Source organism: Pseudoxanthomonas sp. Root630, assembly GCF_001427585.1.
Lineage (GTDB): Bacteria > Pseudomonadota > Gammaproteobacteria > Xanthomonadales > Xanthomonadaceae > Pseudoxanthomonas_A.
In genome coordinates this window covers 637,757-661,873 of the sequence record NZ_LMGY01000012.1, presented here as the reverse complement: position 1 = coordinate 661,873, position 24,117 = coordinate 637,757, and the positions used below count along the sequence as shown (strand labels likewise).

Here is a 24,117-nt window from a genome sequence, read left to right as displayed (position 1 = left end):
CACTACTGATGAACGCCGTACGCAAGTTTTCCACCGAGGGCGACTACAAGGTCGCCGACATTTCCCTGGCCGATTGGGGCCGCAAGGAACTCGACATCGCCGAGCACGAGATGCCCGGCCTGATGTCCATCCGTCGCAAGCATGCCGCCACCACGCCCCTGAAGGGCGTGCGCGTGACCGGCTCGCTGCACATGACGATCCAGACCGCCGTGCTGATCGAGACGCTGAAGGACATCGGCGCCGACGTGCGCTGGGCCTCGTGCAACATCTTTTCGACGCAGGACCACGCCGCCGCCGCGATCGCCGCCACCGGCACGCCGGTGTTCGCCTGGAAGGGCGAGACGCTGGAAGAGTACTGGGACTGCACGCTCGACGCGCTGTCCTTCCCCGACGGCAAAGGCGGCTTCCTCGGGCCGGAGCTCGTCGTCGATGACGGCGGCGACGTGACGCTGCTGATCCACAAGGGTTACGAGCTGGAACGGGGCGACCAGAGCTGGGTGAACTCGGCGTCGGGCAGCCACGAGGAGCAGGTCATCAAGAACCTGCTCAAGCGCGTCGCTGCGGAACGTCCGGGCTACTGGACCAAGGTCGTCGCCGACTGGAAGGGTGTCTCGGAAGAAACCACGACCGGCGTGCACCGCCTTTACCAGCTGGCCGAGCAGGGCAAGCTGCTGATCCCGGCGATCAACGTCAACGACTCGGTCACCAAGTCGAAGTTCGACAATCTCTACGGCTGCCGCGAGTCGCTGGCTGACGGCCTCAAGCGCGCGCTCGACGTGATGCTGGCCGGCAAGGTCGCGGTGGTCTGCGGCTACGGCGACGTCGGCAAGGGCTCGGCGGCGTCGCTGCGCGCTTATGGCGCCCGCGTCATCGTCACCGAGATCGATCCGATCTGCGCGCTGCAGGCGGCGATGGAAGGGTATGAAGTCACGACCGTCGAGGACACCCTCGGCCGCGCCGACATCTACGTCACCACGACGGGCAACAAGGACATCATCACCCTCGACCACATGAAGGCGATGAAGGACCAGGCGATCGTCTGCAACATCGGCCACTTCGACAACGAGATCCAGGTCGATGCGCTGTACGCCTCGGGCGCCACGCGCACCAACATCAAGCCGCAGGTCGACAAGTTCACCTTCGGCAACGGCAACGCGATCTTCCTGCTCGCCGAAGGCCGCCTGGTGAACCTCGGCTGCGCCACCGGCCACCCGAGCTTCGTGATGTCGAACTCGTTCTCGAACCAGACGCTCGCACAGATCGACCTGTGGGCGAACAAGGACGCGTACGAGTCGAAGGTCTACATCCTGCCCAAGCAGCTCGACGAAGAAGTCGCGCGCCTGCACCTGGAGAAGATCGGCGTGAAGCTGACCACGCTCAGCAAGGACCAGGCCGACTACCTCGGCGTGTCGGTCGACGGTCCGTACAAGCCGGACCACTACCGCTACTGATCGACGCAGTGCACGGGGGCGGCGCGACGCCGCCCTCTCGATCCACGGCAGGCGCGGGGATGCGCCTGCCCCTCGGGGCCTCTCCATGCCGATCCCGGTTTCGTTCGAGTTCTACCCGCCCAAGACCGATGAGCAGCGCACGCAGCTCGACCGCACCGCCGACAAGCTGAAGGCGCACGCGCCCGAGTACGTGTCGTGCACGTTCGGCGCCGGCGGCTCCACGCTCAGCTACACGTCCGAGACGGTCCGCCACCTCAACCAGCACCACGGCTTCGATGCCGCACCGCACCTCTCCTGCGTGGGCGGCAGCCGCGAGGAGATCCGCGAACTGCTCCGGCTATACCGCGCCCTGGGCTGCAAGCGCATCGTCGCGCTGCGCGGCGACCTGCCCTCCGGCATGGGCCATCCCGGCGACCTGCGTTACGCCTCGGAACTGATCGAGTTCATCCGCACCGAACACGGCGACACCTTCCATATCGAAGTGGGCGCGTATCCGGAAACGCACCCGCAGGCCGAGGACGCGCTGGCGGACCTGCGCCACTTCAAGGCCAAGGTCGACGCCGGCGCCGATGGCGCGATCACCCAGTACTTCTACAATCCGGACGCGTATTTCCACTTCGTCGACGCGGCGCGCAAGCTCGGCGTGGAGATCCCGATCATCCCGGGCATCATGCCGATCTCGAATTTCGCCCAGCTGCGGCGCTTCTCCGAAGCCTGCGGGGCCGAGATCCCGCGCTGGATCGGCAAGCGCATGCAGGCGCTCGGCGATGACGCCGACGCGATCCGCGACTTCGGTGCCGACGTGGTGACGAACCTGTGCGAACGCCTGGTCGCAGGCGGTGCGCCGTCGCTCCACTTCTACACACTGAACCTCGCCAAGCCGACCCAGACCGTCCTGTCGCGCCTGGGCTGGACCGGCTGAACCCCGGGGCGCGCCATGCGCCCCACCCGCACGTGAACGGCCGTCGCACTCCGTGCATGCGCGCCGTGACCGGATGCCATGCCCGGATTACGCTGCGGGCATGCGCCTCCCGCTTTTCCTCTTCGCCAGCCTGTGCCTGTGGGCCGCATTCGGTGCATGGCCCGCGAGCGCGCAGCAGCAGGGCGTGCAGCGCTGCACCGCGATGAGCGGCGACACCGTCTACACGGACAAGAACTGCGAAGACATCGGCGCGATGGACCGCCTGCCTTCCGCCAGCAGCAGCTCACTCCCGGCAACCGGCGCGCTGTACCGGGGCGGTTGTTCGCGCACGCTGAGCGACCTGGTGGCGCAGATGTCGATGGCGATCAGCGCGGGAGACGTCAATCGGCTGGCCGGTGTCTACCACTGGAGCGGCGTGTCCGATGCCGCCGCCTTGCGCATCCTCAACCAGCTCGATGCGGTGGTACAGCGGCCACTCGTGGACATCGCGCCCATCCGGCCTGACCCTGCACCGGTGATCGATGCCGAAGGCGCCGTCGTCGATGCCAACCAGGATGGCTACTACCCGACCACCGCGCAGCGTTCGCGACCCGTGGGCCTGCGCGTGATGCAGACGTTGAAGAACAGCGCGACGCCCTCGAACACCACGTTCGGATTGCGGCGGGCTTACAACTGTTTCTGGATCACGTTGTAAACGCAGGCTTGGCTTGATGTTCACCGAGCTCATTCGATTGAGCGCACTTCAACAGTGTCCGTCGAATGACGATCGGCTAATGTTAGTTGTCAGCCCACAGGTAATCACTTAATTTTCGGTTGCCTACGCAGGCAACCCAAATGACAGATACAAGGAAGAAAACATGATGCGAGAACTCAACTTGACTGAAGTTGGCATGACAACGGGAGCGTCCGGTACGGCCATCTACGTTAGTGGCTCCTGGCACTACGGGAATGCTTGCTACTCATCTGCGCAAGCAGCCGCAAATGCGGGTGCCACCGGATTCTCAGTAGGCAACCAGTATTTCGGAACGTCGGGAAATCCCTTCACGGATCCCAATCTCTCATGCGAGTCAGAGAACGTCATCTGCGTCACATGGCAGAAGGGCAACTAGCCTGCCATAGTTTCATCGGAGGGCTGGTCACAGCCCTCTGAGCGACTCAACAAAACGAAGAGTTCGAACCTGTAGTGAATTTCAGAACCGCCACTACTCCGCGAACCTCTCCAGGCCTTACGCCCACTTGCCAGCCGTACAGCGCGCACAGGCGGCTGACGATGGACAGGCCGATGCCGCCGCCCTGCGAGTGGCCGGCATGCGTTCCGCGGTAGCCGCGTTCGAACAGACGTGCGGCATCTTCCTTGCTCAAGCCAGGTCCTGAGTCCACGACCTCGACCGCATCCGGCAGCAGGCGGACGACGACCTCGCCCTCCTTGGTGTACTTCACCGCATTGCCGATCAGATTGCCCAGCGCAACGGACAGGGCGGCCTCGGGCGAATCCACCCGCGCGCCTTCTTCGCCTTCCACGCGCAACGTGAGCGGCTTGCCGCCCAACGTGGCACGGTGGGAGTCGAGCAGCTGATCGACCACGCGGGCCACATCGGTATTGCCATGACCGCGTTCGTTGCGCGACAGCAGCAGCAGCGCGCTGATCAGATCCGTGCACTGCTGTTCGGCACGCTGGATGCGCTGGATGCGCGTACGCGTCTTCTCATCCATGTCCGGCCGCGACAACATCAGTTCCACCGAGCCGCGGATGATGGCCAGCGGTGTGCGCAGCTCGTGGCTGACGTCGGCGTTGAACTCGCGGTCGCGCTGGACGACGTCGGTCAGCCGGCTGGAATAGTCGTCCAGGGCCTTGGCCAGTTCGCCGACTTCGTCCTGAGGAAAGTGCGGCGCGAGAGGTTTTGGATTGCTGCTGCCACGGTAGGCACGCAGCCTCGACGCCAGCTCGGACACCGGACTCATGACCTTAGACGCAGACCACCATCCTACAAACAACGACAAAGCACTGAGGATCATCACGAGGATCACCAGTGCCGTCTTCAAGCGATTCTGGCTCTCTCGCTCCTCAGCAATGTCATAGGCGAGGAAGAACCAGTACTCCGAATCCTTTCGAACTGCCAGTTTGTATACGCGCTCTTCGCCCGCCTCCTTGAGTTTGAGCTCGTGAACTCCGTTGGCCAGCTCCTTCCACTCGTCCGGAACTCGGTCGAGTTTATCGGTACTGAACATTCGCCCCTGGATCTTTTCGAAGGCAACACCAACGGCATTGGGGTCGCGATAGAACCCATCGGCGTAGATGTTGTTGTTCTTGATCAAAGTGTCGGAAATGACCCGATTCTCAACCTGGTTCTGAACATAGAACGTTGCTGCTGCGATGAACGCAGACAGCAATGTTCCCAACAGGACGAACGACAGGATGATGCGGGTGCGCAGCCGCCGCCGGAAGCGGCGGTGGCGGCGGGGTTTCGACGACTCAGCTGCTGGCATCGGGTGCGGCGATGCGGTATCCGATGCCGTGGCGGGTCTGGATGTACGGTGCGTCGAACGGCTTGTCGACCACGGCGCGCAAGCCGTGGATGTGCACGCGCAAGGAATCCGAATCGGGCAGCTCTTCGCCCCAGACGCGGGTTTCCAGTTCCTGGCGCGTCACCACGGCCGGCGAGGCTTCCATCAACGCCTGCAGGATCTTCAACGCGGTCGGATTGAGTTGCAGCAGCTTGCCCTGGCGGCGCACTTCCAGCGTATCCAGGTTGTATTCGAGCTCGCCTACCTCGAGCACGCGCGTCTGCACGCCCTTGCCGCGACGCGACAGGGCATTGAGGCGCACTTCGACTTCCTGCAGCGCGAACGGCTTGATCAGGTAGTCGTCCGCGCCGGAATCGAAACCGGCCAGCTTGTTGTCCAGCGAATCGCGCGCCGTCAGCATCAGCACCGGCGTCTGCTTGCGCGCTTCGTTGCGCAGCTTGCGGCAGACCTCCAGGCCATCCATGCCCGGCAGGTTGAGATCGAGCACGATGGCGTCGAACTCGTGGACCACCGCCAGGTGCAGCCCGGTCACACCGTCGGCCGCGAAGTCGACGGTGTGGCCACGCTCCTCCAGGTAATCGCCGAGGTTGGCGGCGATATCGCTGTTGTCTTCAATGACGAGGATGCGCATCAGGAGCCCTTAGTTGTTGCCGCGGAGCGGGATCTTCTGCTGGCGCATCAGATCCTGCCCTGCCTCGGCCATGCGACGGCGTTCGGCGACGGTCAGGCATTGGGTCGTGGGGCGGTGCGAACCCACCTTCTTTTCACGGGTGCACACCAGCCGGCTGTCTTCGCCCGCACGGGTGAGGATGCTGTTGACCAGTTCCTGGTCATTGAACACGCGGGCCTTCTCTTCATCGTTGAGCCCCTGCACGCCGGTCGGCGCCTGCAGCGCGCCCGAGATGCGGGCAAGTGCATCCTTGACGTCGCCGCGCTCCTTGGGGGAGATCTCAGCGTAGACCTTTCCTCCATCCAGGTCCTTGAGGATGGCGGTGCGCTGCTCCTCGAACGAAGAACCACCCAGGTTGAGCTTCGTCGGAGCGCTGTCGCTGCCGGAGTCGATCTTGGCGTGCGCCGTCACAGCAGCCAACGCCAGCATGGAGCCGAGTACCACCTTGTACATTCAACACCTCGTTCGTCAGGAAGGAAGGGCGTCACCGCACCGGCAGGACCGGACGGGCGCCGCGATAATCCGGATTCTGTCATAGCACGCAGCGATGGCGACGTGCAAAAAAAACAAAGGCCCAAGCGGGTGGACGCCCGCTTGGGCCAAATAAAGCCCCGATTACCGTAATCCTGTGCTTTCCAGATGTATCACCGGGAGGAACGCAGAGCTGCGGTCCGGACAAGGCTACGCGGAAATCGATTAAACACCCGTTAAAGGCGGCGTTAAATCTGCGTGAAATCCGGGATTTTCGACCGACATCCCGACGCCGGCCCTATTCAGCCGCGTGGTCGGCCAGGTGCTCGACGATCCTGCCCGCCACATCCACCCCGCAGACGGCCTCGATCCCTTCCAGACCCGGGGTCGAATTGACCTCCAGCACCAGCGGCCCCCGGGTCGCCCGGATCAGGTCCACCCCGGCCACTCCCAGACCCAGCACCCTCGCGGCCCGGACGGCGACCACGCGCTCCTCCTCCGTGGCCTCCATTCGCATGGCCGTCCCGCCGCGGTGCAGGTTGGACCGGAAGTCCCCTTCCGGCGCCTGCCGCCGCATCGATGCGACGACCTCGTCGCCGACCACGAAGCAGCGCAGGTCGGCGCCCTCGGCCTCGCCGATGAACTCCTGGACCACGAAGCTGGCGTACAGGCCACGCAGGGCCTCGACCACGCTGCGCGAGGCGGAGGGTTTCTCGGTGAGGATGACACCCGCACCCTGCGACCCCTCGTTCAACTTGATCACATGCGGAGGCGGGCCCAGCATCGACAACAGGTCGGTGGTGTCGTCCGGGTTGTCGCCGAACACGGTCACCGGCAGATCGATGCCCTGCGCCGCGAGCAACTGGTGCGCGCGCAGCTTGTCGCGCGCGCGCAGGATGGCATCGGAAGGGTTCGGGCTGTAGGTGCCCATCAACTCGAACTGCCGCAGGACCGCCGTGCCGTAACGGGTGATGGACGCGCCGATGCGCGGGATGACCGCGTCGTAGTCGGCCAGCGATCTGCCCTTGTAGTGGAGCTGGAAGCCGGAGGACGAAATGCGCATGTAGCAGCGCAGCGGATCGAGGACGCGCGCGGTGTGCCCGCGTTGCCTGGCGGCCTCCACGAGACGGCGGGTCGAATACAGCTTGCTGTTGCGCGACAGGATGGCGAGCTTCATGGGCGCGGGATCACCGGGATCGCAAACAGCATCGCACGTCCGGAAGGCCGGACGATGACGGGAGGGAAAGGGGTGGAGCGGGTGATGGGAAACAGTTCCATACCACCCTAAGTCCTTGAATTGACGGGAGACCGCCATCTCAAGGAACCAAAAAAACGATACCTCAAACGATACCCAAGCATAGCGGGGTCGTGGGTCGCCACTCAAGCACCGGAGTGGCGGCATGCGCGTTCTTTTCTTGGTCTTGGCGGCTTTCACCTCAATGCCCTGTCTTGCTCACGAAGCTTCTAGCCAAGGTTGGCAACGTGAGCACTTGGGCGACTACGTGAGCGACCCGGGCGAACCCCTGCCCGTCTTCCTGCTCCGGCTGGGGGAGACGCTCCATGTCTTTACCCGCAACAGCGGGAATGAAGCCTGTGGGGCAATTGCCCACGACGGGGAGCGCTACGGACTAAGCCTCTACACCGATGGGGTGCCGCATGGGTGCGCCATCAACACTTCCGAGGTGCCAGCAGGTTTCACCTTCGTAGGCGAGACGCTTCATAGCCACCCTTGGCAGAAGGTATTGGACATGACTTCAGCCGCGCGCGCCTGGAGCCACTTCTACCGCGACGGAAATGGCACGGCGCCCACGCTGCGCAATGACGGCAGCAGCGGCTTTTCTCGCGCAGACCTCGCCGGCGGCCCCGGCTGGTTGGTCGCCAAGGGCCAGCTGCTCCACCAGGCACGGGGCAGGACCACGCGCCATGGTGAAGTCACTGGCAAGTGAAATCACCAACTTGCCCGTAGTGCCAGAACACCGCTGACCCCGAAGCGCACCGGCTTTCTGCGTAGGTTGCGCGCTCGTCAGAGCAGCCCGAGCCCGTGTCGTAACCATTGCACACATACGTGAGTGCGGTTGCGCCTCCAGGCACTACGTAGCGGCCACCGGACCACATCACAACGCAGCCAAAGCCATAGTCCACGTCAGAGGCGTTGAAGCACTGCGCGAAACGATGACCGGGCGGCCAGCCGCTGGGCGCGCAGGTGTTCACTTCGTTGCGTCGTGCGCCCGTGTTGGCCCATGCGCTCCAACCAGTAAACGTGGCCGCGGGCACCGTGCTGGTCCCCGCTGGGCAGTTGTAGGAGCCGGCGCGTGTGCGGGCCTGCTCGGCCTCCCAGGAGTGCGTGCCGACTTGTCCGCTCGGGCACGCCGCGCTGGCGGCCACCCACTGCGTGTCCGTCTGGCCGAATGGCGCCGGACACGAGACGCAGGAACCGCTCGCGTTGCGCGTGGCACCCGTGTCACCCCAGCCGCTCCAGGAGCCCGGCGTTGCCGGTGGCAACGTGGTGGTGCCGACCGGGCAGTTGTAGAACATGCCTCGGCTGCGCGCCTGTTCGCGTTCCCACGACGTGCCGCCGTATTGTCCCACGGCGCACACGGAGCTGGTGGCCACCCACTGTGTCTCCGACTGCGTGGAAGGCGCCGGACAGTTCACGCATGTGTTGACCTGGCTGCGCGTCGCGCCGGTATTCGCCCAGGCAGACCATGCGCCGTAGGTGGGAGCGGGCAACGTCGACGTGCCCACCGGGCAGTTGTAGGACACGGCCCGGCCGCGGGACTGTTCACGCTCCCAGCTGCGCGTTCCGTATTGCGCGGCGGCGCAGCTGCTGGGCGTGAACACCCATTGCGCATCCGACTGCGTCGACGGTGACGGGCACGCCTGGCACGTGTTGCTTGTAGTGGTCCACGCGGCGAACGCGCCCTGGACGGGAACGTCCCAGGCTTCGGGGCATGACCAGGTGGCAAACCGAGACTGCGCGATGGCGCCGTAGTTGCCGGCTGAGCAATTGAGGTTCTGATTTTCCACGGTGTTGGGTGGAACTACGCATGCGGTCACCGTGGTGGGAGGCGTCGCCGGCGGTGGCGTCACGCTCGGTGGCGTGGTGGTCGTTACCGAACTGGGTGGTGCCGTGGGCGGCAACACCGAGGGCGGCGGCGACACGGGCGGCGCCGTGCCCACCGGCCCCACAGGACTGGCAGGGCCCACGGGACCCGCTGGCCCGACCGGGCCACCGAACGGCGGCGAGGTCGGCCGGCTGACCGGCGGACTGGGGGGCGGCAGCACCAGCAGCGGCGCAGCCACCGCCGTGCCGGCCACCAGGCCTGAGTGATAAACGAACTCCATCGTGGCTGTGTCGTGCGCACCACAGGCGGCGGCGGCGCTGGGGTTGAGCCGCCCGCCGTCGAAAACGCTCACCCCTTCAACGCGAATGTCGAACACGTCTCGCGACACCGCCGCGGCCAAGCGCGGGCACACGTCGGCCGGCGCGAACGGATACAACACTAAGAACCCATCAGCAGGTGCGTTCACCGCGTGCGGAACGATATCGACGGCTGTGCCCCAGGCGGTGCGCAGCGTGTTGCCGTCAACCATGCGCGTCGGTGCCAGTCCATCTTCCCGCAGTCTCGACGCGCTTATCCCCTCGAAGCTGCCGAGCAGACCAAACGAGCGGTCAACCGCGGTTGAGAGGTCGCGCAAGTTGTCTTGCTCCACCTTCGCCTGGGCGGCGGCTGAGGCCGGGGATAACACCATGTAGATGCCCAGCGAGAGTGCGGACAACGCACCTAGCGCCAGCATGGTTTCAATAAGCCCCCAGCCAGCGTGGCGCTTCATTGCTGCGCTGCCTTTCGCGCAGCCTCACGCGCCTCAAGGTGTTCAATGCCTTTCTGACGTATGTGTTCGCGGCGCGCGGGTTGTTGCGCCAGCTGCTCTCCCATCAGGAGCAACGCGCCAACGATTTCTGCGGGGTCCCACTCATCCGCGCCCGCGGCAATGGTCAGCCCACCAAGAACGATTTTTCGATGTGCGTCAGCAGAGCGGAAAAGCGCTGCCCGTTCCTTCGCTTTGGTTCGCGCCGCTTCCCGTTGTTGCTTTCGCTGCTCCGCCTTTTCTGCAACCAGTAACTTGGCAGTCTCTTTTGCCAGGCTGTTCATCATGCGGTCCAAACGCTCGCGTTGCTTCTCCGTATCCACTGCCATGCCGTTGCTCTCTGTGTGTGTGTCTACCTCATGCAACCATGCACAAACGGTTCGTCAAGACCATAAATTTGACTAAAGCGCGGAGCGCATGAGGCGAAGCCTCCAAACGAAGGCGAGCGCAGCGAGCCGAACAGAACGGGCGGCGAAGCCGGCCGTGCTTTTGCAGTTAGCTTCTTCCTGCATTTGACGTTTCGCGTGTGCATGGCAACTTGAGTAGAGGGGGACAGCGAGCGAAAGCGAGCGTCCCGGTTCTCGGCGGTGATGGAGGGGTGCGCAGCAACCCCGATGAGCACAGCAAGAGCGCGGTTATGCAAACTCTTCGAGTTTGCCCGCGGTCAGGGGCTTCGCCCCCGACACCCCGCGAGCGCCTGCGGCACTCGCTGTCCCCCTTCCGCCGGACGCCCCCGCAAGCGGGGACTGGCGGGCCGTTTCGTCTGGGGAACCTGTGGCCATCTACCGTTGCGAAATCAAAACAATCAGTCGAAGTCAGGGCGCCAGCGCCGTGGCGGGCGCAGCGTATCGCGCCGGCATTGATTTGACCGACGAGCGAACGGGCGAGCACCACAACTATTCCCACAAATCTGGCGTGCTTGCGTTCGAGGTTTTGGCGCCTGAGAGTGCTCCGGCCTGGGCGCGCGACCCCGCGCAACTCTGGAACGCAGCCGAGGCCGCGGAGACGCGTAAAAACAGCGTGGTGGCCCGCGAGTTCCTTATTTCGCTTCCGCACGAACTCAACGCCGACCAACGCATCGAGCTTGCCCGCGAGCTGACCGCCAACCTCGTGAACCGCTTTGGCTTCGCAGCGATGTTCGCTGTCCACGCGCCAGACAAGAAGGCAGACGAGCGCAACCATCACGTCCACATCTTGGCCACCACTCGGCGAATGGAGCCCACCGGGTTGGGCGCGAAAACCCGTGAACTGGACGACCGAAAAACCGGTGCGGTGGACGAGGTGCGCGCCCAGTTCGCCGCCACCATCAATCGCCACCTGGAGCACACCGGGTTGGCCGAGCGCGTGGACCATCGCAGCTTGCTGGACCGCCAAGTGGCTGCCGCCAACACCGGAGACTTCGCCCAGGTCGCTGCGCTCGACCGCTCTCCGGAACCGAAGGTGGGTCGCACGGCCACCGCTGCCGCCCGCCGGGGCAAACGTAGTCCCCGAGCCGAGCGCGTCCAGCGTGTTCGGGCGGAGAACGCTCAGCACGCTCAAGCTCAGGCCGACCGCTTCCGCGAACTAAAAGCACGTGCCGCTGCAGAAGGGCGCTTGCAACCCACCGGCGAGCAAGCCCTACACGCCCGCGCTCTTTTGGAGCGACGGCAGGAAAGTGCGCTCCGTCTTCAGGCCGCCGCCGTCACCGAACTTCAGGCCATCGACCAATCCCTGGCACGAAGAGCCGCCGTCCTGGCGCGTGCGAAGAAGCCGCACAAGGGCGTGGCATCCAAGCCCCGCCCGCCGGCTGGCGCCGGTGGTCATCCGGGAAAGGTGTCAGCAGCACTGGAGCGGGCCGCACGCAGCAAAGACCGAACTCACATGGAGGAAGTTGTAATGAAAGAGGCAGCAAAACAGCTTGAGGAGCTTATTGAAGAGTTGATCGCCCGGGCGAAACGATCGCTGCAGCAACCTGACACGCTATCGCCATGGCAGAGAAGCACTGCCCGGCAAGTGATTTCTACGCATAGCAACGCAGAGGACAAGAAAGCTGACTTCTTCCTCGCGAAATCGCATCGGGACGACGCGGTAAGGACGTGTCGGCGGGCTGAAGCCGATGCCAACCACTTCCAGCCGGGCACGGACGTGGGCAGCCGCATGGCCCGCCTCATCGGTCGGCCCACTGAGCGCGACCGGCACGCCAAAGATGCCGTCGACCGTCATCGTGAAGCCCAGAACGAATACCAGCGCAGTCGGCGTCTGCGAGACGACGCGAAGAAAGCGTGGGAGGCAGCCGTTCGCGACGCGGAGAAAGCACGGGAAGACTTCGCCCAGGCATTCAACATGCCCGCTCCCAAGTTCCCGAAAGTAGAGGACGTCCCGCAGCCGCCAGAAGTGAAACCAGCGCCGCAGGTGCCTACGCCCCCAACGCGCCCTCGCCCTCCAGGATTGCGTTAACGCTTCAGGCTGGCGGCGAACCTCTTCAGCTGCTCCAGCGCTTCTTTCTGTTTCGCGGGGGGAAGCGTTGACGCCACCAAGATGAGTTCGGCGAGCACATCCGAAGTGGCGTGGAAGTAAGCCACCGGCACGCCCAGGGATTTGGCCAGCGCCTCGGCAGTGGCCGGGTCCGGGTCGTGCTGGCCCGTCTCGTATCGCGAGATGCGCGGCGCCCCGGTGTTCTGTTCCTTCAAACCCAACACCTCCGCAAGCTGTGCCTGCGACAGGCCTGACGCAAGTCGGGCGGCGCGAAGGCGCTTGCCGAACACCGAGCCAGGCGGTTTGGTTGGGGGCATCGTGCGAAGGACAACGTCGACTGAACCCCCGAAGTTTGCCCGTTTCAATCTATCATCGCATTTGCGATATTCGCAAATGACTGCCATCGGGCAGCATTACCAGGGGACCACACATGAAACTCATCCGCGGCATTGCCATGGTCGCAACGCTTGTTGCCCTCACCGGGTGCGGCAGCAGCCGCCCCACCGACCAAGAGGCGCAGGACGCCATTGCGGCGTCCTTTGTCCAGGCCTCCAACGGCCTCATGAAGGTCACCAGCTTCCGAGACTTCTCCCTGGTGGGTTGCCATGAGGCGGAACACCAGGCAGATGACGTGGTGTGCGACGTCGGGGGTTCGGTCCTGGTCGACCTCGCCGGAACGCAGCAGGCGCGTCCGTTTGTCGAGCCCATCCGCTTTAGCAAGTCATCTGGGACTTGGACTGCGCAGAAGCCCTGACCCGCCATGGCAACGTCATACGCACACGTGGGCTGCGCCTCCGTCCTCTTGGGTGGCGCAGGGGTGGTGTTCCTAGGCGGCGGTTTTGAGGCCATCCGAAACGGCTACCCGATGGGCTGGCTGGGCGTGTTCGGTGGCCTGGGCCTGTGGCTCCTGCTTGCCTTCCTCTACTGGCTCACGTTCCGGGCTAATCGGCGCAGGGCATGGGTTGAGCGGCAGCCATATTCCCACTTCGCCGGGCAGAGCTTAAAGCGCGGGGGGTTCTGGCGCGGCTTCCTCTGGACCTGGGGCGTTGTAATTGCCGTTCACGCACTGGTGTTCTTGGTCAGCGGATTTGCGGAACTGCTTCCACATCCCGACCAGGTCCGTGGCTTGATGATGCTCATCGGCTTGGTTCTGCTGCCTGCCCACCTGGTGCTGCCCATCCTGGGGGGCACGGTTTGGTCCCTGTTGCGCTCAACGTCCCTTCGATAGCGTTCTAGAGCTCTAAGGTGGGTAAGCAATATTCAGAGCCTGTCGATGCTCGTCTGTCATTGATGCTTCCAGGTCGTCCAGCCACTCATGGAAGTCATCAAGATGATTGAGACTAAAGACCCTGACATTGAATTTCTCTGCCAAGGCGATACCAGGCTTTTCCATCAACTCCGCCATAGGTTGGTCCAACGCGATGGCATCACAGTAGGGACCGTAGAATGCAGCATGGTCGACGTCAGAGTAGAAACCGCCGAGCTTGGCACGCGCACGCTCGCGATTGATATAGGCCCCATTCCGGACCATACCCCGCAAGGTGGCAAATGCTCTAGAGCGCAAATACTGATAGGGGAGATTTGCGAAGTGCTCCGAGTCGAAGAAGTTTTCACATCTTCGAAGCATGTCATGAAATGGCATTTCCTCGGGAAGAAAGTGTCGCATTTGTTCTACGACCCGTGAATTAATTGGCGAGTCGAAAAGTGCTGAAAAATCGCCGCGACCGACCCTCGTAAAGTAGGTTAGGAAGGCATCAACGTATAGCCGTTTTGCACCGGCCAACTCCCCTGCTACCGATTGTTCGAATGGCTCGTCCGACTGGCGCCATCCATCGAATAGGTCCAATAAGCGTTCGGTGGATTGCTGCTTAAGCTGACGTTGGAGCTCCGTATCGCCCGGCTCATGATGGACGTCCACAAAAAAGTAGTCGTCCCATACGTGGACACGCTGTGTGAGTGCCCCCCTCTGCTCAACGGGATATGTTGCGTCATCGCCTGAAAGCCAGCGTCGAAACCCCCTGATGATTTGCCGCAGCTCAATGTTGTAAGCGCGCTCGAACGTGTGTCCTCTGCTGGTTCGCTTGATAAATTCCAGCAGCTCATTTCCGCGCGACCACAATCTGGTTTCCCAGTCATGGATTGATGAGCGAGGTATTGTCAGAAGCTGGACGGATGCCGCATGTTGTATCCGCTCCGCCAATTCCACATATCGCGGGTCTCCGCCTCTGAATGCGCCACTAAAAAAAGGCTGGTCGAGATAAAGCACCTTCTTGCGAAGTGGGGGCAGCCAAACTTGCTCGGAGTGCTTGCAACGTCCGCACCCTCTTAGAACGTGGTCTGCCATGACGCCCGCATTGCCAAATCGGCCATAGCCACATGCCGGACAGTCGCCTAGAACCTTCGCTATCAACATGCCAGAACTCGCGGATTGACTAGAAAGTGCCCCGGCCTTGACAAAGCGCCGGGGCGTTTTACTTTCAGTTCAAGGCCGCCGGGTTTGACCGACCCGGAGGCGAGCAAGGTAGTGACAGCTACGACATGCCCAGGCATTGGCCCCTTGAGGCCAGCGTAACAAGCCGAGGCCATCCCGCAAGTCCTCCCCTCTCGTCTCCGCTCTGCCAGCCCAGCGACTTCGGTAGCCGTATCACGGTGCCTGGATGGAACAAGCCAGGCCGCGCACATGGAAGGAGGGACTAACCATTCCTCCGAGCGCGCGGGCTTTGAAGCAGGGGGACAATGAGGCCGGTTTGGCTCTGCAACCTGCGCCGACCCAGGTGGATCATCTGTCGAGGGGTAACCGGGAGTGCTCAATCTGGCCCGGGAGCGTATCCCCTTCTCTGTCCGTCCACCAACGGGTTGTGGTCAAAGGATTGCTGCTAGGAGTTATCCCAGGAAAAAACGCGTCCTGGGGCGGGGAAGCCCACTGGAGAGACGCCAGGCGTGAGCCTGGTGACAGGACCCAGAGCCGGGGAAGTCAGACTTCCTGAACCTGTCGAAGCGGTGTCGTCTGATTATCACCGCGCCCTGAGTGCTCGGGTCCCTTCGGGGGCCACGCAGGCGGGCCAAAGTCATCCCCAGGCGCTTTTTAGCGCGGGTCCTAGGGGAGACTTTGCCCTTCGGCTCGGGGGAGCGGATGCGAACCTCGAGCTGAAGGGCAAAGCAGGGGGCCGCTTTTGCGATCCCTTTACCCCTGTGCATGCAGGGGATAGGAAGCAGGGAAAGGATCTACCGGGCTTTTCCCTACTCAAGAAAAGCCTTTGCCTGCTCTGGAAAAGCAAACGGACGAATTTTTTTCGAGCCCGCGACAGGTCGTCGCCCGCGGGCACTTGCATTGTTTTGATATTTCCAATAACGTTGAAATATGAAGAACGCAGACGCCGTGGTGCTGTTGAGCGCCCTCTCCCAAGAAACCCGCCTCACCGTCTTCCGGTTGCTCGTCCAGCGAGGGCCTGCCGGGCTGGCGGCCGGAGCCATTGCCGAACACCTGGACATCAGTCCGGCGACGCTCTCGTTTCACCTGAAGGAACTCACCGCGGCCGGACTGACCCTCTCACGTCAAGAAGGACGCTTCGTCATCTACTCGGCGAACTACAAGGCCATGGACAAGCTGTTGTCCTTCCTCACTGAAAACTGCTGTGCCGGCACGCCCTGCGAAGTGCCTTCTTCCTCGTGTGCCACTCCCGCCAAATAGCCAGGAACACACCATGAAACGTCTACACGTCCACGTCTCCGTCAACAACCTGCCCGAGAGCATCCGCTTCTATTCGGGCTTGTTCGCCACCCAGCCCAGCGTCGAGAAGCAGGACTACGCGAAATGGATGCTGGAAGATCCCCGCGTCAACTTCGCGATTTCGACGCGCGCAAACGCTGTAGGCGTCAACCACTTGGGCATCCAGGTGGAAAGCGCCGAGGAACTGGCGGAAATTGAGGGGCGCGCCCTGGCCGCAGGACTGGGCAGCGAACCCGAGCAGGGCGCCAACTGCTGCTATGCCCGTTCGGACAAGCATTGGCTGGAAGACCCGCAAGGCATCGTGTGGGAAGCCTTCCACACCATGGGCGACATTCCCGTTTACGGCGGCAGCCGCGACGGCAAGGACACACAGGCCCAGGCGCAAGCCTGCTGCGCCCCCACCACACGGCCCAGTGAGCCGCCGGCCGCCTCGTGCGGAAGCGCCTCGTCCGGCTGCTGCTGATGCCCACCGTCCGCGCCGCCACCCCTTCCGACGGCGCGGCCATCCGCGACATGCTGGCAGCAGCAGGGCTTCCCACTGCCGACCTGTCGGCAAGCGCGGTGGAGTTTTTAGTTGCTGAAACCAACGGCGCCCTTGTGGGCGTCGTTGGACTGGAACCGCATGCCCCTGCCGGCCTTCTTCGTTCGCTGGTGGTGTTGCCTCAGGCCCGCGGCCTGGGCGTGGGCGCCGGCTTGGTGAGCGCCTTGGAGCAGAACGCGTGTTCCCGTGGCATCACCCGCGTGGTCCTGCTCACCGAAACGGCCGAAGCGTTTTTCACTCGCCTTGGCTACGTCTCCGCCGAAAGGGCCTCGATGCCGCCAGACATTCTGGCGACCGCCGAGTTTCGATCGCTCTGCCCCTCCTCCGCCGTCTGCCTCTTCAGGGATATCCCGTCGTCATGACCCGCAAGCCCTACAACATCCTGTTTCTTTGCACCGGCAACAGCGCCCGAAGCATCATGGCCGAAGGCTTGGTGAACCACCTCTCTGAAGGCCGCTTCAAGGGTTACAGCGCCGGCAGCCAACCCATGGGACGCGTGAACCCGTTCGCCCTGGAAACGCTCGAGAAGCTCGGGTGTGACACGGAAGGGATGAGCAGCAAAAGCTGGGACGTGTTCGCGGCGCCAGGCGCACCGCAGATGGATTTCATCATCACGGTCTGCGACAACGCGGCGGGCGAAGCCTGCCCCTACTGGCCCGGGTCTCCGACGACCGCGCACTGGGGCTTCCCTGACCCATCGCACGTCGACGGCGACGACGACGCCAAGCGGGTCGCGTTCGCGAAAACCGCGCAGGCAATTTCCCAGCGTCTACGCCTTTTCCTGTCTTTGCCCATGGACAAGCTGGACGGCCTGTCCCTGCAGAACGAAGTGCGGGCGCTGGGTTCTCAATGACCTGGGGACGTCGCCTCGTCGCCGAGGCTCTGGGCACGGCTTTTCTGCTGGCGATTGTGGTCGGCTCGGGCATCATGGCCGAGCGCTTGTCGGGCGGGAACACGGCGCTGGCCCTGCTGGCAAACGCATTGGCCACGGGCGCCGGTCTGTTCGCACTCATCCAACTCTTCGGCGGGGTCTCCGGCGCGCACTTCAACCCCGCAGTCTCCCTGGCAATGGCGCTGGACAAGCAGTTGGCCCCCAAAGAGGCGTGCGGCTACATGGCCGCGCAATTTGTTGGGGCTCTGCTGGGCGTGGCGGCCGCGCATGCGATGTTTGACCTTGCGCCGTTCTCTCCCTCGCAACACGTGCGCGAAGGAATTTCCCAGGTGTGGAGCGAGTTCGTTGCCACTTTCGGCCTCGTTTTAGTCATCGCGGGAGTTGCGCGGCATGGCCTTACCTCAACCGCTCTGGCAGTGGCTGCTTACATCACGGCGGCGTATTGGTTCACGGCCTCGACGTCGTTCGCGAACCCAGCGGTGACCCTGGCCAGGGCATTCACGGACAGCTTTTCAGGCATCCAGCTCTCCGGCGTTCCGTGGTTCGTGGCAGCGCAAGTCCTGGCCGCCATTGCGGCCGCGATGGTGGCAAAGTGGATTTGGGGTCCGGCCGCCACTTCGTCGCGCTGACGCACGCTACTCGGCTTGCCAAACACGCCCATGGTGGTAAACCAGGGCATGGACAAAGCAGCTCAACGCGCCGCGGAGCGCGCCGCCAACTCGTTGTTGAAGGCCGCGGGATACGACGCCCACGGCAAGCGTCTGCGCAAAGGTTCTACCAAACGAAAAACGATTAAGCGTTCTGGCAAGCGTTAGCCGCCTAGCGACGGACACCGGGCTTCGGCGCGGACTTGGCCTTGGGCTTTTCTGTTTCCTGTCTTTCAGCGCGACGCTTCTTAGCGGCAGCTTCCTTCAGTTGGCCTGCAAACTGCCCAGGAATGTAAGCCGGAATTTCTACAGGTGGTGAGAACAACGCCAGCGTCGCCACTCGCTCGGAAAGCGTTTCCGGTTCTACAAAGGATGGAATGGGTAAGCCCCGCTCGTCCACGTAAGTGTTCCGAAGGGTTGTATCCGGAATTTTGTAGTGCCCCGTAATTCGACCGATGGCTTCATTCCGATCTCCCAGCTTCATCCTTTGAGCCTGCAACGTTCGGTCAAGATGCGTGACGAGGTAATGGCGCAGCGCGTGGAAACCCATACCTGGCTCGTCGATGCCCTGCGTCTTAATGAACGCAGAGAATTGCCTAGACAACTGCCGGCCATAGCTCAACCCGTTGCCGCCTGGAAGGTTCGGAAACAACCGCGTCAATCCAGCCGCTCTGACTTCTTCGACATAGCCTAAGAACCCAGCATCAATTACCGGCTGAGCCATCGGGACAAATCTCTTGCTACTGGGATTTTTAACCTTGTTGCCTTTGATCTTGTGCGTAATGACATAGCCGGGAACGTCCTCAACGAACAGAACATCAGCGACACTCAGCTGTGCCACTTCTGCCACGCGGGCACCGCTGTAGAGCCCCAACACAACGCCCCAATAGCGATGGGGCCATTTGGCTGCCCAACGGCTAAATGCTGGGCCGAACACGGCTTTCAGTTCTTCGTGACTGAAAGGCCTTCTCGATTCCGCCTCAGCATCAATGGTGTGTTCACTCGGTTGTTCGATAGCACCCATTGGATTGTGTTGGAGCAGTCCCTGCTTTGTTAGCCACGTCGTAAACACGTTGAGCCGGTCCCAATGCTTCTTCAGCGTGCGGAGCGCTGGCCTAGGCTCTTTGTTCTCCTTTGAAAGCCGCACAATCTCCTTGACGCTTAGGCCACGATAGTCAGGCACCTGCGTTGCGTTTTTCGGCCAGTGCTCTACTGCAGCCATCACTTCCCGAGCATGGTCCACGTTCAATGAAGAAGCCGGCATGTCCCCCACCACACCCAGCAGAATGCGCAGGGTGTGCCTGCTCTCCATGATGGTGTTGGGCTCGAGCCGGCGAAGGTGCTTGAGGGCTCGAAGGTGACGAGCAATGGCGCCTGAAAGCCGCTTCTTGCGAGGCACCCTCGCCAGCACTGAAATGGGATCTTCCTGGGGAGGGGCCTGCGCCTGAAGTCTTGCAGAGGACTGGCGCATCTGTTCGCGTCGACGCTCTCCCCGTTCGTGCGCCCCTTCATCCACTGCCGCCTTACGCGACGCGGGTCGCCGCAATATCTCGGCAAACATGGTGGCATCTTGCGGCGTGTCGATGCGCACCTCCTCCATCGAGGTGCCATCCGACAACTTCACCCCCTTTAGGATGAGGTCTTGTAGGTCGCCATTCGCCGCTTTCCTCAGTAGTTCAGCGATATCCGTATCGTCCATCTTTTTCCCCGCACGCAAGGCCTTGAACATGACCGAGAGTGCCACGGCCATGTGCGCCGCGACCAGTCGAGCGGCGTCACCAGAGGGCACATGCAAAGCGCGCACCAAAAAACGTGAGCCAACAACGGCACGCAAGTCGGTGGGAACGAGGAAGCGGACATAGAGCCCGCTGGGACGAGATAGAAGCAGCGGCTTCGGCACTGAAACGATACCCCAAACGATACCTAAAGAGGTCGTTTGAAATCTCGTTTTCTCGACTAAAACCCTTGCAAATTCATGCACTTAGGCGCATGATTGGGCTTGAGTGGAGCGGGTGATGGGAATCGAACCCACGCTAGCAGCTTGGGAAGCTGCAGTTCTACCATTGAACTACACCCGCGCGGACGGCCGCAGTCTATGCCGGCCCGGGCGGCAAGGCAATGCGACGCCGGAGAGCGGCGCCGCATTGCCCGGGTGCATCAGAAGTTGCCACCCAGCGTCATGAACGCCGTGGTGTTGGTGCCGCCGCCCTGGTTCACCGTGGTGGTGACGCCCAGGTTGGCGTCGAAGCCGAACAGCTTCGTGCGCGCCCCCATGAGCAGCGTGCCATAGCCGTCGTCGGTATCGAGGCCGGGCACGGCATAGGGGTTGGTGCCGGGCAGCGACAGCGCCTGCGCGAACACTTCCTCGGCCGGATCCTCGAACTCCTTGTCCACCGTCAGGCGCGCGTAGGGCTGGAGGTGATCGTTGATGGCATAGCTGACCTCGTAGCCCGCGCTGCCGATCAGCGAGTCGAAGTCCTGATCCGGGTACGCCAGCGCGCTGGAGTTGACGTTGCTCTCGCTGTAGCCGTCCATCTCGATCGTCTGCGACAGCACGCTGATGACCGGACCGTGGCGGAACGCGCCTTCGCCCCACTGGTAGCCGGCGCTCAGGCCCAGGCTCAGGTTGGTGCCGTCCGGGGAGCCGCTGTGGCGACGGGTCACGTCGCCCAGTTGCACTTCGCGGTCCACGTCGTAGGAGATCCAGCTGTAGCTGACCTGCGCGTTCGCCCACAGGCGATCGCCGTACCAGCCGGCGAAGCCGCCCAGCGTGGCATCGGATTCGTCGAAGCTGCCGCTGCGCTTGCCGAAGTCGTACTGCGCACGGCCATAGCCCGCGAAGGCACCGTAGACCAGCGAGCCGCGCGACCAGTCGACGCCGAACGTGCCCATCGGGCCGGCGCCGTCGTACAGGTCGCCATGACCGTAGCGCAGGAAATCCCCACGCAGGTCGCCCCACCAGCGCATGCCATCGGCGTCGGGCTTGCCGGCGACGTGCGATGCCACGCGGTCGGCGCGGGCACGTCCATGCACGGACGCGGTGTACGGCAGCAGCGCGATCTGGCGCGGCCCTTCCAGCATCGCCACCGCGTACTGCGACAGGATGCTGTGCGCCTTCGACGTGGGATGCACGCCGTCGGCGAACGCGTAGGTGTCCGGCGCATTCGGAGTGACGTACGAGGTCGGGTTGCAGGTCAGCGAGTTGGCGGTGATCTGCGGCTGGCACGCGGTGCCGGTGACGTTGGCGAAACCGTACTCGGCCGGGCTGGCGACGATCTCCTGCAGCAGGGTGAACGTATCCAGCGGAATCACCCGGAAGCCCGCCGTGTTGATCGCATCGAACAACGCGGTGTTGTACGTCGTGGAGAGCTGGGTGCCCGCCGCGGCTGCAGCCGTGCCTTGGGCGCGGAAACCGGGCGTCACGCCCAGGTCCGGGATCGTGGGCACCAGGATGTAGCGCGCGCCGGCGGCCTGCAATGTGCCGATGATGCCCACTTGCGCCGTCACTGCGGCGCCGATGGTCGTGGTCGGATTGGCGCCACCGCTGGTGATGGTGAACAGATCGTTCGCGCCGCCCCACACGGTATAGAGCGCGTTGGGATCCGCGCGACCGCCGGTCGAGGTCAGGTAGGTGTTGACCTGCGTGGCCAGCGAAGGAATCGGACCCAGCGCGCCGGTGGTGTTGGTACCCACGCGGGCGCCGCCGGCGGCGTAGTTGGTGCCCACCTGGCCGTTGCCGTTCGCATAGGCGCTGGTGCCGTAGTACTCGGCCAGGTACTGCGACCAGACGAAGCCGGGATTGGTGGTGAACTGGCCGGTCACGGCGCGGACGCTGGCCGGCAGCAACGGCCGGAAGTAACCGGCGTCCGTCAGGCTGTCGCCGAAGAACACGGTCTGCGTGTAGGGGCCGTTCTGGGCCAGGGCGGGGACTGCCGCCATCGCCAGCGCAACGGCCAGCAACGAACGGACGGGCGAACTGGAACGCTTCATGGACTCTCCCGGGGCATGGTGATGATGGGCTGCGCGCCGGCTCTGCCGTACGGCTGCGCATGGCGCGCATCCTTCCACCAAAGGCGGCCGGGGCACACGCTGCAATGCGGCAATGGCGCCGGCCATCGGCGACAATGCGGCCATGGACATCCAGTTGAATGGGCAACCGCACGCGTTGCCCGACCACAGCACCCTCCTCTCACTGCTCGAGCAGCAGGGCCTGGCCGAGCGCCGCGTCGCCGTCGAGGTCAACGGCGAGATCATCCCCCGTGGCCAGCACGCGCATGCGCAGCTGAAGGCCGGCGACCGCGTCGAGATCGTGCACGCCCTCGGCGGCGGCTGATCCGGGCGCGCGGGGCAGCCCCGCCATGCCACCCCGCCCCCAACATCGGCGATAATCGGGGGATGTCCAACACCGTCCCCCATGACCCGCTGGTGATCGCGGGCAAGACCTACCGTTCCCGCCTGCTGACCGGCACCGGCAAGTTCAAGGATTTCGAAGAAACCCGCCTGGCCACCGAGGCCGCGGGCGCCGAAATCGTCACCGTCGCCATCCGTCGCACCAATCTGGGCCAGTCGCCGAACGAGCCCAACCTGCTCGACGTGCTGCCGCCGGACCGCTACACCCTGCTTCCGAACACCGCCGGCTGCTACACCGCCGACGACGCCGTGCGTACCTGCCGACTGGCCCGCGAACTGCTCGACGGCCACACCCTGGTGAAGCTGGAAGTCCTGGGCGACCCGAAGACCCTTTACCCCGACGTCGTGCAGACGCTGGCCGCTGCCGAGAAGCTGGTCGCCGACGGCTTCCAGGTGATGGTCTACACCAGCGACGACCCGATCCTGGCCCGCCGCCTGGAAGAGATCGGCTGCGTCGCGGTGATGCCGCTGGCCGCGCCGATCGGGTCCGGCCTGGGCGTGCAGAACAAGTACAACCTGCTGGAAATCATCGAGAACGCCAAGGTCCCCGTGCTGGTCGATGCCGGTGTGGGCACCGCCTCCGATGCCGCCATCGCCATGGAACTGGGCTGCGACGGCGTGCTGATGAACACCGCCATCGCCGGGGCGAAGCATCCCGTGCTGATGGCCAGCGCCATGAAGAAAGCCGTGGAAGCCGGCCGCGAGGCCTTCCTCGCAGGCCGCATCCCGCGCAAGCGCAACGCCTCGGCATCGAGCCCGATCGACGGACTGATCGGCTGATGACGGATCCGTTTTCCAGCCCGGGCGCCAAGACACCGCCCAAGCCATTCACGATCAGCGAAGGCCGGCGCGAAATCCGCAGCTTCGTGCTGCGGCAGGGGCGCTTCACCGATGCCCAGCAGCGCGCTTTCGATACGCAGTGGCCGCGGTTCGGGCTGGACTACACCGGTGCGCCGCGGAACTACGACGTGGTGTTCGGGCGCACGGCACCCCGGGTGCTGGAAATCGGCTTCGGCAACGGCGAGGCCCTGCGCTTCGCCGCCGCGCACGACAAGGACCGCGACTACCTCGGCCTTGAGGTGCACGCTCCCGGTGTCGGCCGCCTGCTGAACGCGCTGGCCGAAGACGGCAGCGACCACGTGCGCGTCTACCACCACGATGCGGTGGAAGTGCTGCAGCATGAAGTGGCCGACGGCTCGCTGGATGAAGTGCGCATCTACTTCCCCGACCCGTGGCACAAGAAACGCCACAACAAGCGCCGCCTGGTGCAGCCCGAGTTCGCCGCGCTCATCGCGCGCAAGCTGCGCCCCGGTGGCCGCCTGCACTGCGCCACCGACTGGGAGGCCTATGCCGAACACATGTGGGACGTGCTGGATGCGACGCCGGGGCTGACCAACCGCGCCGGTCCGCGCGGCAGCGTGCCGCGCCCGGCGTGGCGCCCGCAGACCCATTTCGAGACCCGCGGCCAGAAGCTGGGCCACGGGGTGTGGGATCTTCTGTACGACCGCGGGTAATTCCGCAGCACGCACCAGG

At 63.8% G+C, this 24,117-nt stretch carries 25 protein-coding genes and 1 tRNA gene; 15 read left to right on the top strand and 11 right to left on the bottom strand.

All coding sequences use genetic code 11. The annotated features are described in order from the left end of the window. Positions 1 to 8: 8 nt before the first annotated feature. The 3 genes from ahcY (at position 9) to ASD72_RS09100 (ending at position 3,067) form a co-directional block, all read left to right on the top strand. Positions 9 to 1,451, top strand: coding sequence for an adenosylhomocysteinase (gene ahcY / locus ASD72_RS09110; protein WP_056879588.1), 1,443 nt, complete (start codon positions 9 to 11; stop codon positions 1,449 to 1,451). An 85-nt stretch (positions 1,452 to 1,536) separates the two neighbouring features. Then, positions 1,537 to 2,373, top strand: a complete 837-nt coding sequence (gene metF, locus ASD72_RS09105) for a methylenetetrahydrofolate reductase [NAD(P)H] (RefSeq protein WP_056879587.1) — start codon at positions 1,537 to 1,539, stop codon at positions 2,371 to 2,373. A gap of 100 nt (positions 2,374 to 2,473) precedes the next feature. Continuing rightward, complete coding sequence (locus tag ASD72_RS09100; protein ID WP_056879586.1) at positions 2,474 to 3,067, top strand: hypothetical protein; 594 nt, start codon at positions 2,474 to 2,476, stop codon at positions 3,065 to 3,067. A gap of 461 nt (positions 3,068 to 3,528) precedes the next feature. Here ASD72_RS09100 and ASD72_RS09095 read toward each other — a convergent pair whose 3' ends face one another. From ASD72_RS09095 to rimK, 4 genes are all read right to left on the bottom strand, one after another. Next, on the bottom strand, positions 3,529 to 4,860 hold the full coding sequence (locus ASD72_RS09095; RefSeq protein WP_056879585.1) for a HAMP domain-containing sensor histidine kinase: 1,332 nt from the start codon (positions 4,858 to 4,860) through the stop codon (positions 3,529 to 3,531). After that, positions 4,847 to 5,530, bottom strand: a complete 684-nt coding sequence (locus tag ASD72_RS09090) for a response regulator transcription factor (RefSeq protein ID WP_056879584.1) — start codon at positions 5,528 to 5,530, stop codon at positions 4,847 to 4,849. Before ASD72_RS09090 ends, ASD72_RS09095 begins: the two co-directional genes overlap by 14 nt. A 9-nt stretch (positions 5,531 to 5,539) precedes the next feature. Next, entirely contained in the window at positions 5,540 to 6,022 is a 483-nt protein-coding gene (locus ASD72_RS09085; RefSeq protein ID WP_155944561.1) for a hypothetical protein, read from the bottom strand. 316 nt (positions 6,023 to 6,338) lie between these two features. Beyond that, positions 6,339 to 7,217 carry a 30S ribosomal protein S6--L-glutamate ligase gene (gene rimK, locus ASD72_RS09080; RefSeq protein ID WP_056879583.1) on the bottom strand — a complete coding sequence of 293 codons (879 nt, stop codon included), beginning with the start codon at positions 7,215 to 7,217 and terminating at the stop codon, positions 6,339 to 6,341. 223 nt (positions 7,218 to 7,440) lie between these two features. On the opposite strand from rimK, the gene ASD72_RS09075 reads away from it, so the two are divergent. Further along, positions 7,441 to 7,986, top strand: coding sequence for a hypothetical protein (locus tag ASD72_RS09075; RefSeq protein WP_056879582.1), 546 nt, complete (start codon positions 7,441 to 7,443; stop codon positions 7,984 to 7,986). Here the strand turns inward: ASD72_RS09075 and ASD72_RS20925 are convergent. Together ASD72_RS20925 and ASD72_RS20600 are read right to left on the bottom strand one after the other, a co-directional pair. Further along, on the bottom strand, positions 7,973 to 9,874 hold the full coding sequence (locus tag ASD72_RS20925; RefSeq protein ID WP_155944560.1) for a type 4 pilus major pilin: 1,902 nt from the start codon (positions 9,872 to 9,874) through the stop codon (positions 7,973 to 7,975). The genes ASD72_RS09075 and ASD72_RS20925 overlap by 14 nt on opposite strands. Continuing rightward, positions 9,871 to 10,239, bottom strand: a complete 369-nt coding sequence (locus tag ASD72_RS20600; RefSeq protein ID WP_235577980.1) for a conjugal transfer protein TraD — start codon at positions 10,237 to 10,239, stop codon at positions 9,871 to 9,873. Before ASD72_RS20600 ends, ASD72_RS20925 begins: the two co-directional genes overlap by 4 nt. Before the next feature lie 445 nt (positions 10,240 to 10,684). Between ASD72_RS20600 and mobQ the strand changes: the two genes are divergently transcribed. Then, a complete protein-coding gene (mobQ, locus tag ASD72_RS09055) occupies positions 10,685 to 12,346 on the top strand; it encodes a MobQ family relaxase (RefSeq protein ID WP_162250370.1) in 1,662 nt (553 codons plus the stop codon). Here the strand turns inward: mobQ and ASD72_RS09050 are convergent. Next, entirely contained in the window at positions 12,343 to 12,681 is a 339-nt protein-coding gene (locus ASD72_RS09050) for a helix-turn-helix transcriptional regulator (protein ID WP_056879577.1), read from the bottom strand. The genes mobQ and ASD72_RS09050 overlap by 4 nt on opposite strands. A 113-nt stretch (positions 12,682 to 12,794) precedes the next feature. On the opposite strand from ASD72_RS09050, the gene ASD72_RS09045 reads away from it, so the two are divergent. Further along, positions 12,795 to 13,118, top strand: a complete 324-nt coding sequence (locus ASD72_RS09045; RefSeq protein WP_056879576.1) for a hypothetical protein — start codon at positions 12,795 to 12,797, stop codon at positions 13,116 to 13,118. 6 nt (positions 13,119 to 13,124) lie between these two features. Next, complete coding sequence (locus tag ASD72_RS09040) at positions 13,125 to 13,592, top strand: hypothetical protein (RefSeq protein ID WP_155944559.1); 468 nt, start codon at positions 13,125 to 13,127, stop codon at positions 13,590 to 13,592. A 12-nt stretch (positions 13,593 to 13,604) separates the two neighbouring features. Here the strand turns inward: ASD72_RS09040 and ASD72_RS20920 are convergent, their stop codons facing one another. Continuing rightward, on the bottom strand, positions 13,605 to 14,630 hold the full coding sequence (locus ASD72_RS20920; protein ID WP_235577979.1) for a hypothetical protein: 1,026 nt from the start codon (positions 14,628 to 14,630) through the stop codon (positions 13,605 to 13,607). A gap of 1,095 nt (positions 14,631 to 15,725) precedes the next feature. Here ASD72_RS20920 and ASD72_RS09030 point away from each other — a divergent pair. Genes ASD72_RS09030 through ASD72_RS09010 form a run of 5 tightly spaced genes read left to right on the top strand, consistent with a single transcriptional unit; the run spans position 15,726 to position 18,156 of the window. Then, a complete protein-coding gene (locus tag ASD72_RS09030; protein WP_056879573.1) occupies positions 15,726 to 16,055 on the top strand; it encodes a metalloregulator ArsR/SmtB family transcription factor in 330 nt (109 codons plus the stop codon). Between the two features lie 13 nt (positions 16,056 to 16,068). Next, positions 16,069 to 16,557 carry an ArsI/CadI family heavy metal resistance metalloenzyme gene (locus tag ASD72_RS09025; RefSeq protein ID WP_056879572.1) on the top strand — a complete coding sequence of 163 codons (489 nt, stop codon included), beginning with the start codon at positions 16,069 to 16,071 and terminating at the stop codon, positions 16,555 to 16,557. Then, on the top strand, positions 16,557 to 16,997 hold the full coding sequence (gene arsN2 / locus ASD72_RS09020; RefSeq protein ID WP_155944557.1) for an arsenic resistance N-acetyltransferase ArsN2: 441 nt from the start codon (positions 16,557 to 16,559) through the stop codon (positions 16,995 to 16,997). Before ASD72_RS09025 ends, arsN2 begins: the two co-directional genes overlap by 1 nt. Then, positions 16,994 to 17,488 carry an arsenate reductase ArsC gene (locus ASD72_RS09015; RefSeq protein ID WP_056879570.1) on the top strand — a complete coding sequence of 165 codons (495 nt, stop codon included), beginning with the start codon at positions 16,994 to 16,996 and terminating at the stop codon, positions 17,486 to 17,488. The genes arsN2 and ASD72_RS09015 overlap by 4 nt, the downstream gene beginning before the upstream one ends. Beyond that, on the top strand, positions 17,485 to 18,156 hold the full coding sequence (locus tag ASD72_RS09010; RefSeq protein WP_056879569.1) for an MIP/aquaporin family protein: 672 nt from the start codon (positions 17,485 to 17,487) through the stop codon (positions 18,154 to 18,156). The genes ASD72_RS09015 and ASD72_RS09010 overlap by 4 nt, the downstream gene beginning before the upstream one ends. 190 nt (positions 18,157 to 18,346) lie before the next feature. Here the strand turns inward: ASD72_RS09010 and ASD72_RS09005 are convergent, their stop codons facing one another. The 3 genes from ASD72_RS09005 to ASD72_RS08995 all read right to left on the bottom strand — a co-directional run bounded on the left by ASD72_RS09005 (position 18,347) and on the right by ASD72_RS08995 (position 22,131). Beyond that, positions 18,347 to 20,074, bottom strand: a complete 1,728-nt coding sequence (locus ASD72_RS09005) for a site-specific integrase (protein WP_343123683.1) — start codon at positions 20,072 to 20,074, stop codon at positions 18,347 to 18,349. 104 nt (positions 20,075 to 20,178) lie between these two features. After that, positions 20,179 to 20,252, bottom strand: a tRNA-Gly gene (locus ASD72_RS09000). A 79-nt stretch (positions 20,253 to 20,331) separates the two neighbouring features. After that, positions 20,332 to 22,131, bottom strand: coding sequence for an autotransporter domain-containing protein (locus tag ASD72_RS08995; RefSeq protein WP_164490776.1), 1,800 nt, complete (start codon positions 22,129 to 22,131; stop codon positions 20,332 to 20,334). Between the two features lie 175 nt (positions 22,132 to 22,306). Between ASD72_RS08995 and thiS the strand changes: the two genes are divergently transcribed. The 3 genes from thiS to trmB all read left to right on the top strand — a co-directional run bounded on the left by thiS (position 22,307) and on the right by trmB (position 24,098). Then, positions 22,307 to 22,507 (top strand): sulfur carrier protein ThiS, encoded by a 201-nt coding sequence (gene thiS / locus ASD72_RS08990; RefSeq protein WP_056879843.1) that lies wholly within the window; start codon positions 22,307 to 22,309, stop codon positions 22,505 to 22,507. 62 nt (positions 22,508 to 22,569) lie between these two features. Next, on the top strand, positions 22,570 to 23,364 hold the full coding sequence (locus ASD72_RS08985; RefSeq protein WP_056879566.1) for a thiazole synthase: 795 nt from the start codon (positions 22,570 to 22,572) through the stop codon (positions 23,362 to 23,364). Next, positions 23,364 to 24,098 (top strand): tRNA (guanosine(46)-N7)-methyltransferase TrmB, encoded by a 735-nt coding sequence (trmB, locus tag ASD72_RS08980; protein WP_056879565.1) that lies wholly within the window; start codon positions 23,364 to 23,366, stop codon positions 24,096 to 24,098. Before ASD72_RS08985 ends, trmB begins: the two co-directional genes overlap by 1 nt. The last annotated feature ends 19 nt before the right edge of the window (positions 24,099 to 24,117 follow it).

Bases quoted from the DNA above. Each gene is read 5' to 3' on its own strand.
- ASD72_RS09015 (WP_056879570.1), top strand. From the start codon at position 16,994: ATGACCCGCAAGCCCTACAACATCCTGTTTCTTTGCACCGGCAACAGC.
- trmB (WP_056879565.1), top strand. From the start codon at position 23,364: ATGACGGATCCGTTTTCCAGCCCGGGCGCCAAGACACCGCCCAAGCCA.
- ASD72_RS09025 (WP_056879572.1), top strand. From the start codon at position 16,069: ATGAAACGTCTACACGTCCACGTCTCCGTCAACAACCTGCCCGAGAGC.
- ASD72_RS09100 (WP_056879586.1), top strand. From the start codon at position 2,474: ATGCGCCTCCCGCTTTTCCTCTTCGCCAGCCTGTGCCTGTGGGCCGCA.
- ASD72_RS09040 (WP_155944559.1), top strand. From the start codon at position 13,125: ATGGCAACGTCATACGCACACGTGGGCTGCGCCTCCGTCCTCTTGGGT.
- ahcY (WP_056879588.1), top strand. From the start codon at position 9: ATGAACGCCGTACGCAAGTTTTCCACCGAGGGCGACTACAAGGTCGCC.
- ASD72_RS09085 (WP_155944561.1), bottom strand. From the start codon at position 6,022: ATGTACAAGGTGGTACTCGGCTCCATGCTGGCGTTGGCTGCTGTGACG.
- metF (WP_056879587.1), top strand. From the start codon at position 1,537: ATGCCGATCCCGGTTTCGTTCGAGTTCTACCCGCCCAAGACCGATGAG.
- ASD72_RS09090 (WP_056879584.1), bottom strand. From the start codon at position 5,530: ATGCGCATCCTCGTCATTGAAGACAACAGCGATATCGCCGCCAACCTC.
- ASD72_RS09050 (WP_056879577.1), bottom strand. From the start codon at position 12,681: ATGCCCCCAACCAAACCGCCTGGCTCGGTGTTCGGCAAGCGCCTTCGC.
- ASD72_RS09030 (WP_056879573.1), top strand. From the start codon at position 15,726: ATGAAGAACGCAGACGCCGTGGTGCTGTTGAGCGCCCTCTCCCAAGAA.
- ASD72_RS20600 (WP_235577980.1), bottom strand. From the start codon at position 10,239: ATGGCAGTGGATACGGAGAAGCAACGCGAGCGTTTGGACCGCATGATG.
- arsN2 (WP_155944557.1), top strand. From the start codon at position 16,557: ATGCCCACCGTCCGCGCCGCCACCCCTTCCGACGGCGCGGCCATCCGC.
- ASD72_RS08985 (WP_056879566.1), top strand. From the start codon at position 22,570: ATGTCCAACACCGTCCCCCATGACCCGCTGGTGATCGCGGGCAAGACC.
- ASD72_RS09045 (WP_056879576.1), top strand. From the start codon at position 12,795: ATGAAACTCATCCGCGGCATTGCCATGGTCGCAACGCTTGTTGCCCTC.
- rimK (WP_056879583.1), bottom strand. From the start codon at position 7,217: ATGAAGCTCGCCATCCTGTCGCGCAACAGCAAGCTGTATTCGACCCGC.
- ASD72_RS20925 (WP_155944560.1), bottom strand. From the start codon at position 9,874: ATGAAGCGCCACGCTGGCTGGGGGCTTATTGAAACCATGCTGGCGCTA.
- ASD72_RS09010 (WP_056879569.1), top strand. From the start codon at position 17,485: ATGACCTGGGGACGTCGCCTCGTCGCCGAGGCTCTGGGCACGGCTTTT.
- ASD72_RS09075 (WP_056879582.1), top strand. From the start codon at position 7,441: ATGCGCGTTCTTTTCTTGGTCTTGGCGGCTTTCACCTCAATGCCCTGT.
- ASD72_RS09095 (WP_056879585.1), bottom strand. From the start codon at position 4,860: ATGCCAGCAGCTGAGTCGTCGAAACCCCGCCGCCACCGCCGCTTCCGG.
- thiS (WP_056879843.1), top strand. From the start codon at position 22,307: ATGGACATCCAGTTGAATGGGCAACCGCACGCGTTGCCCGACCACAGC.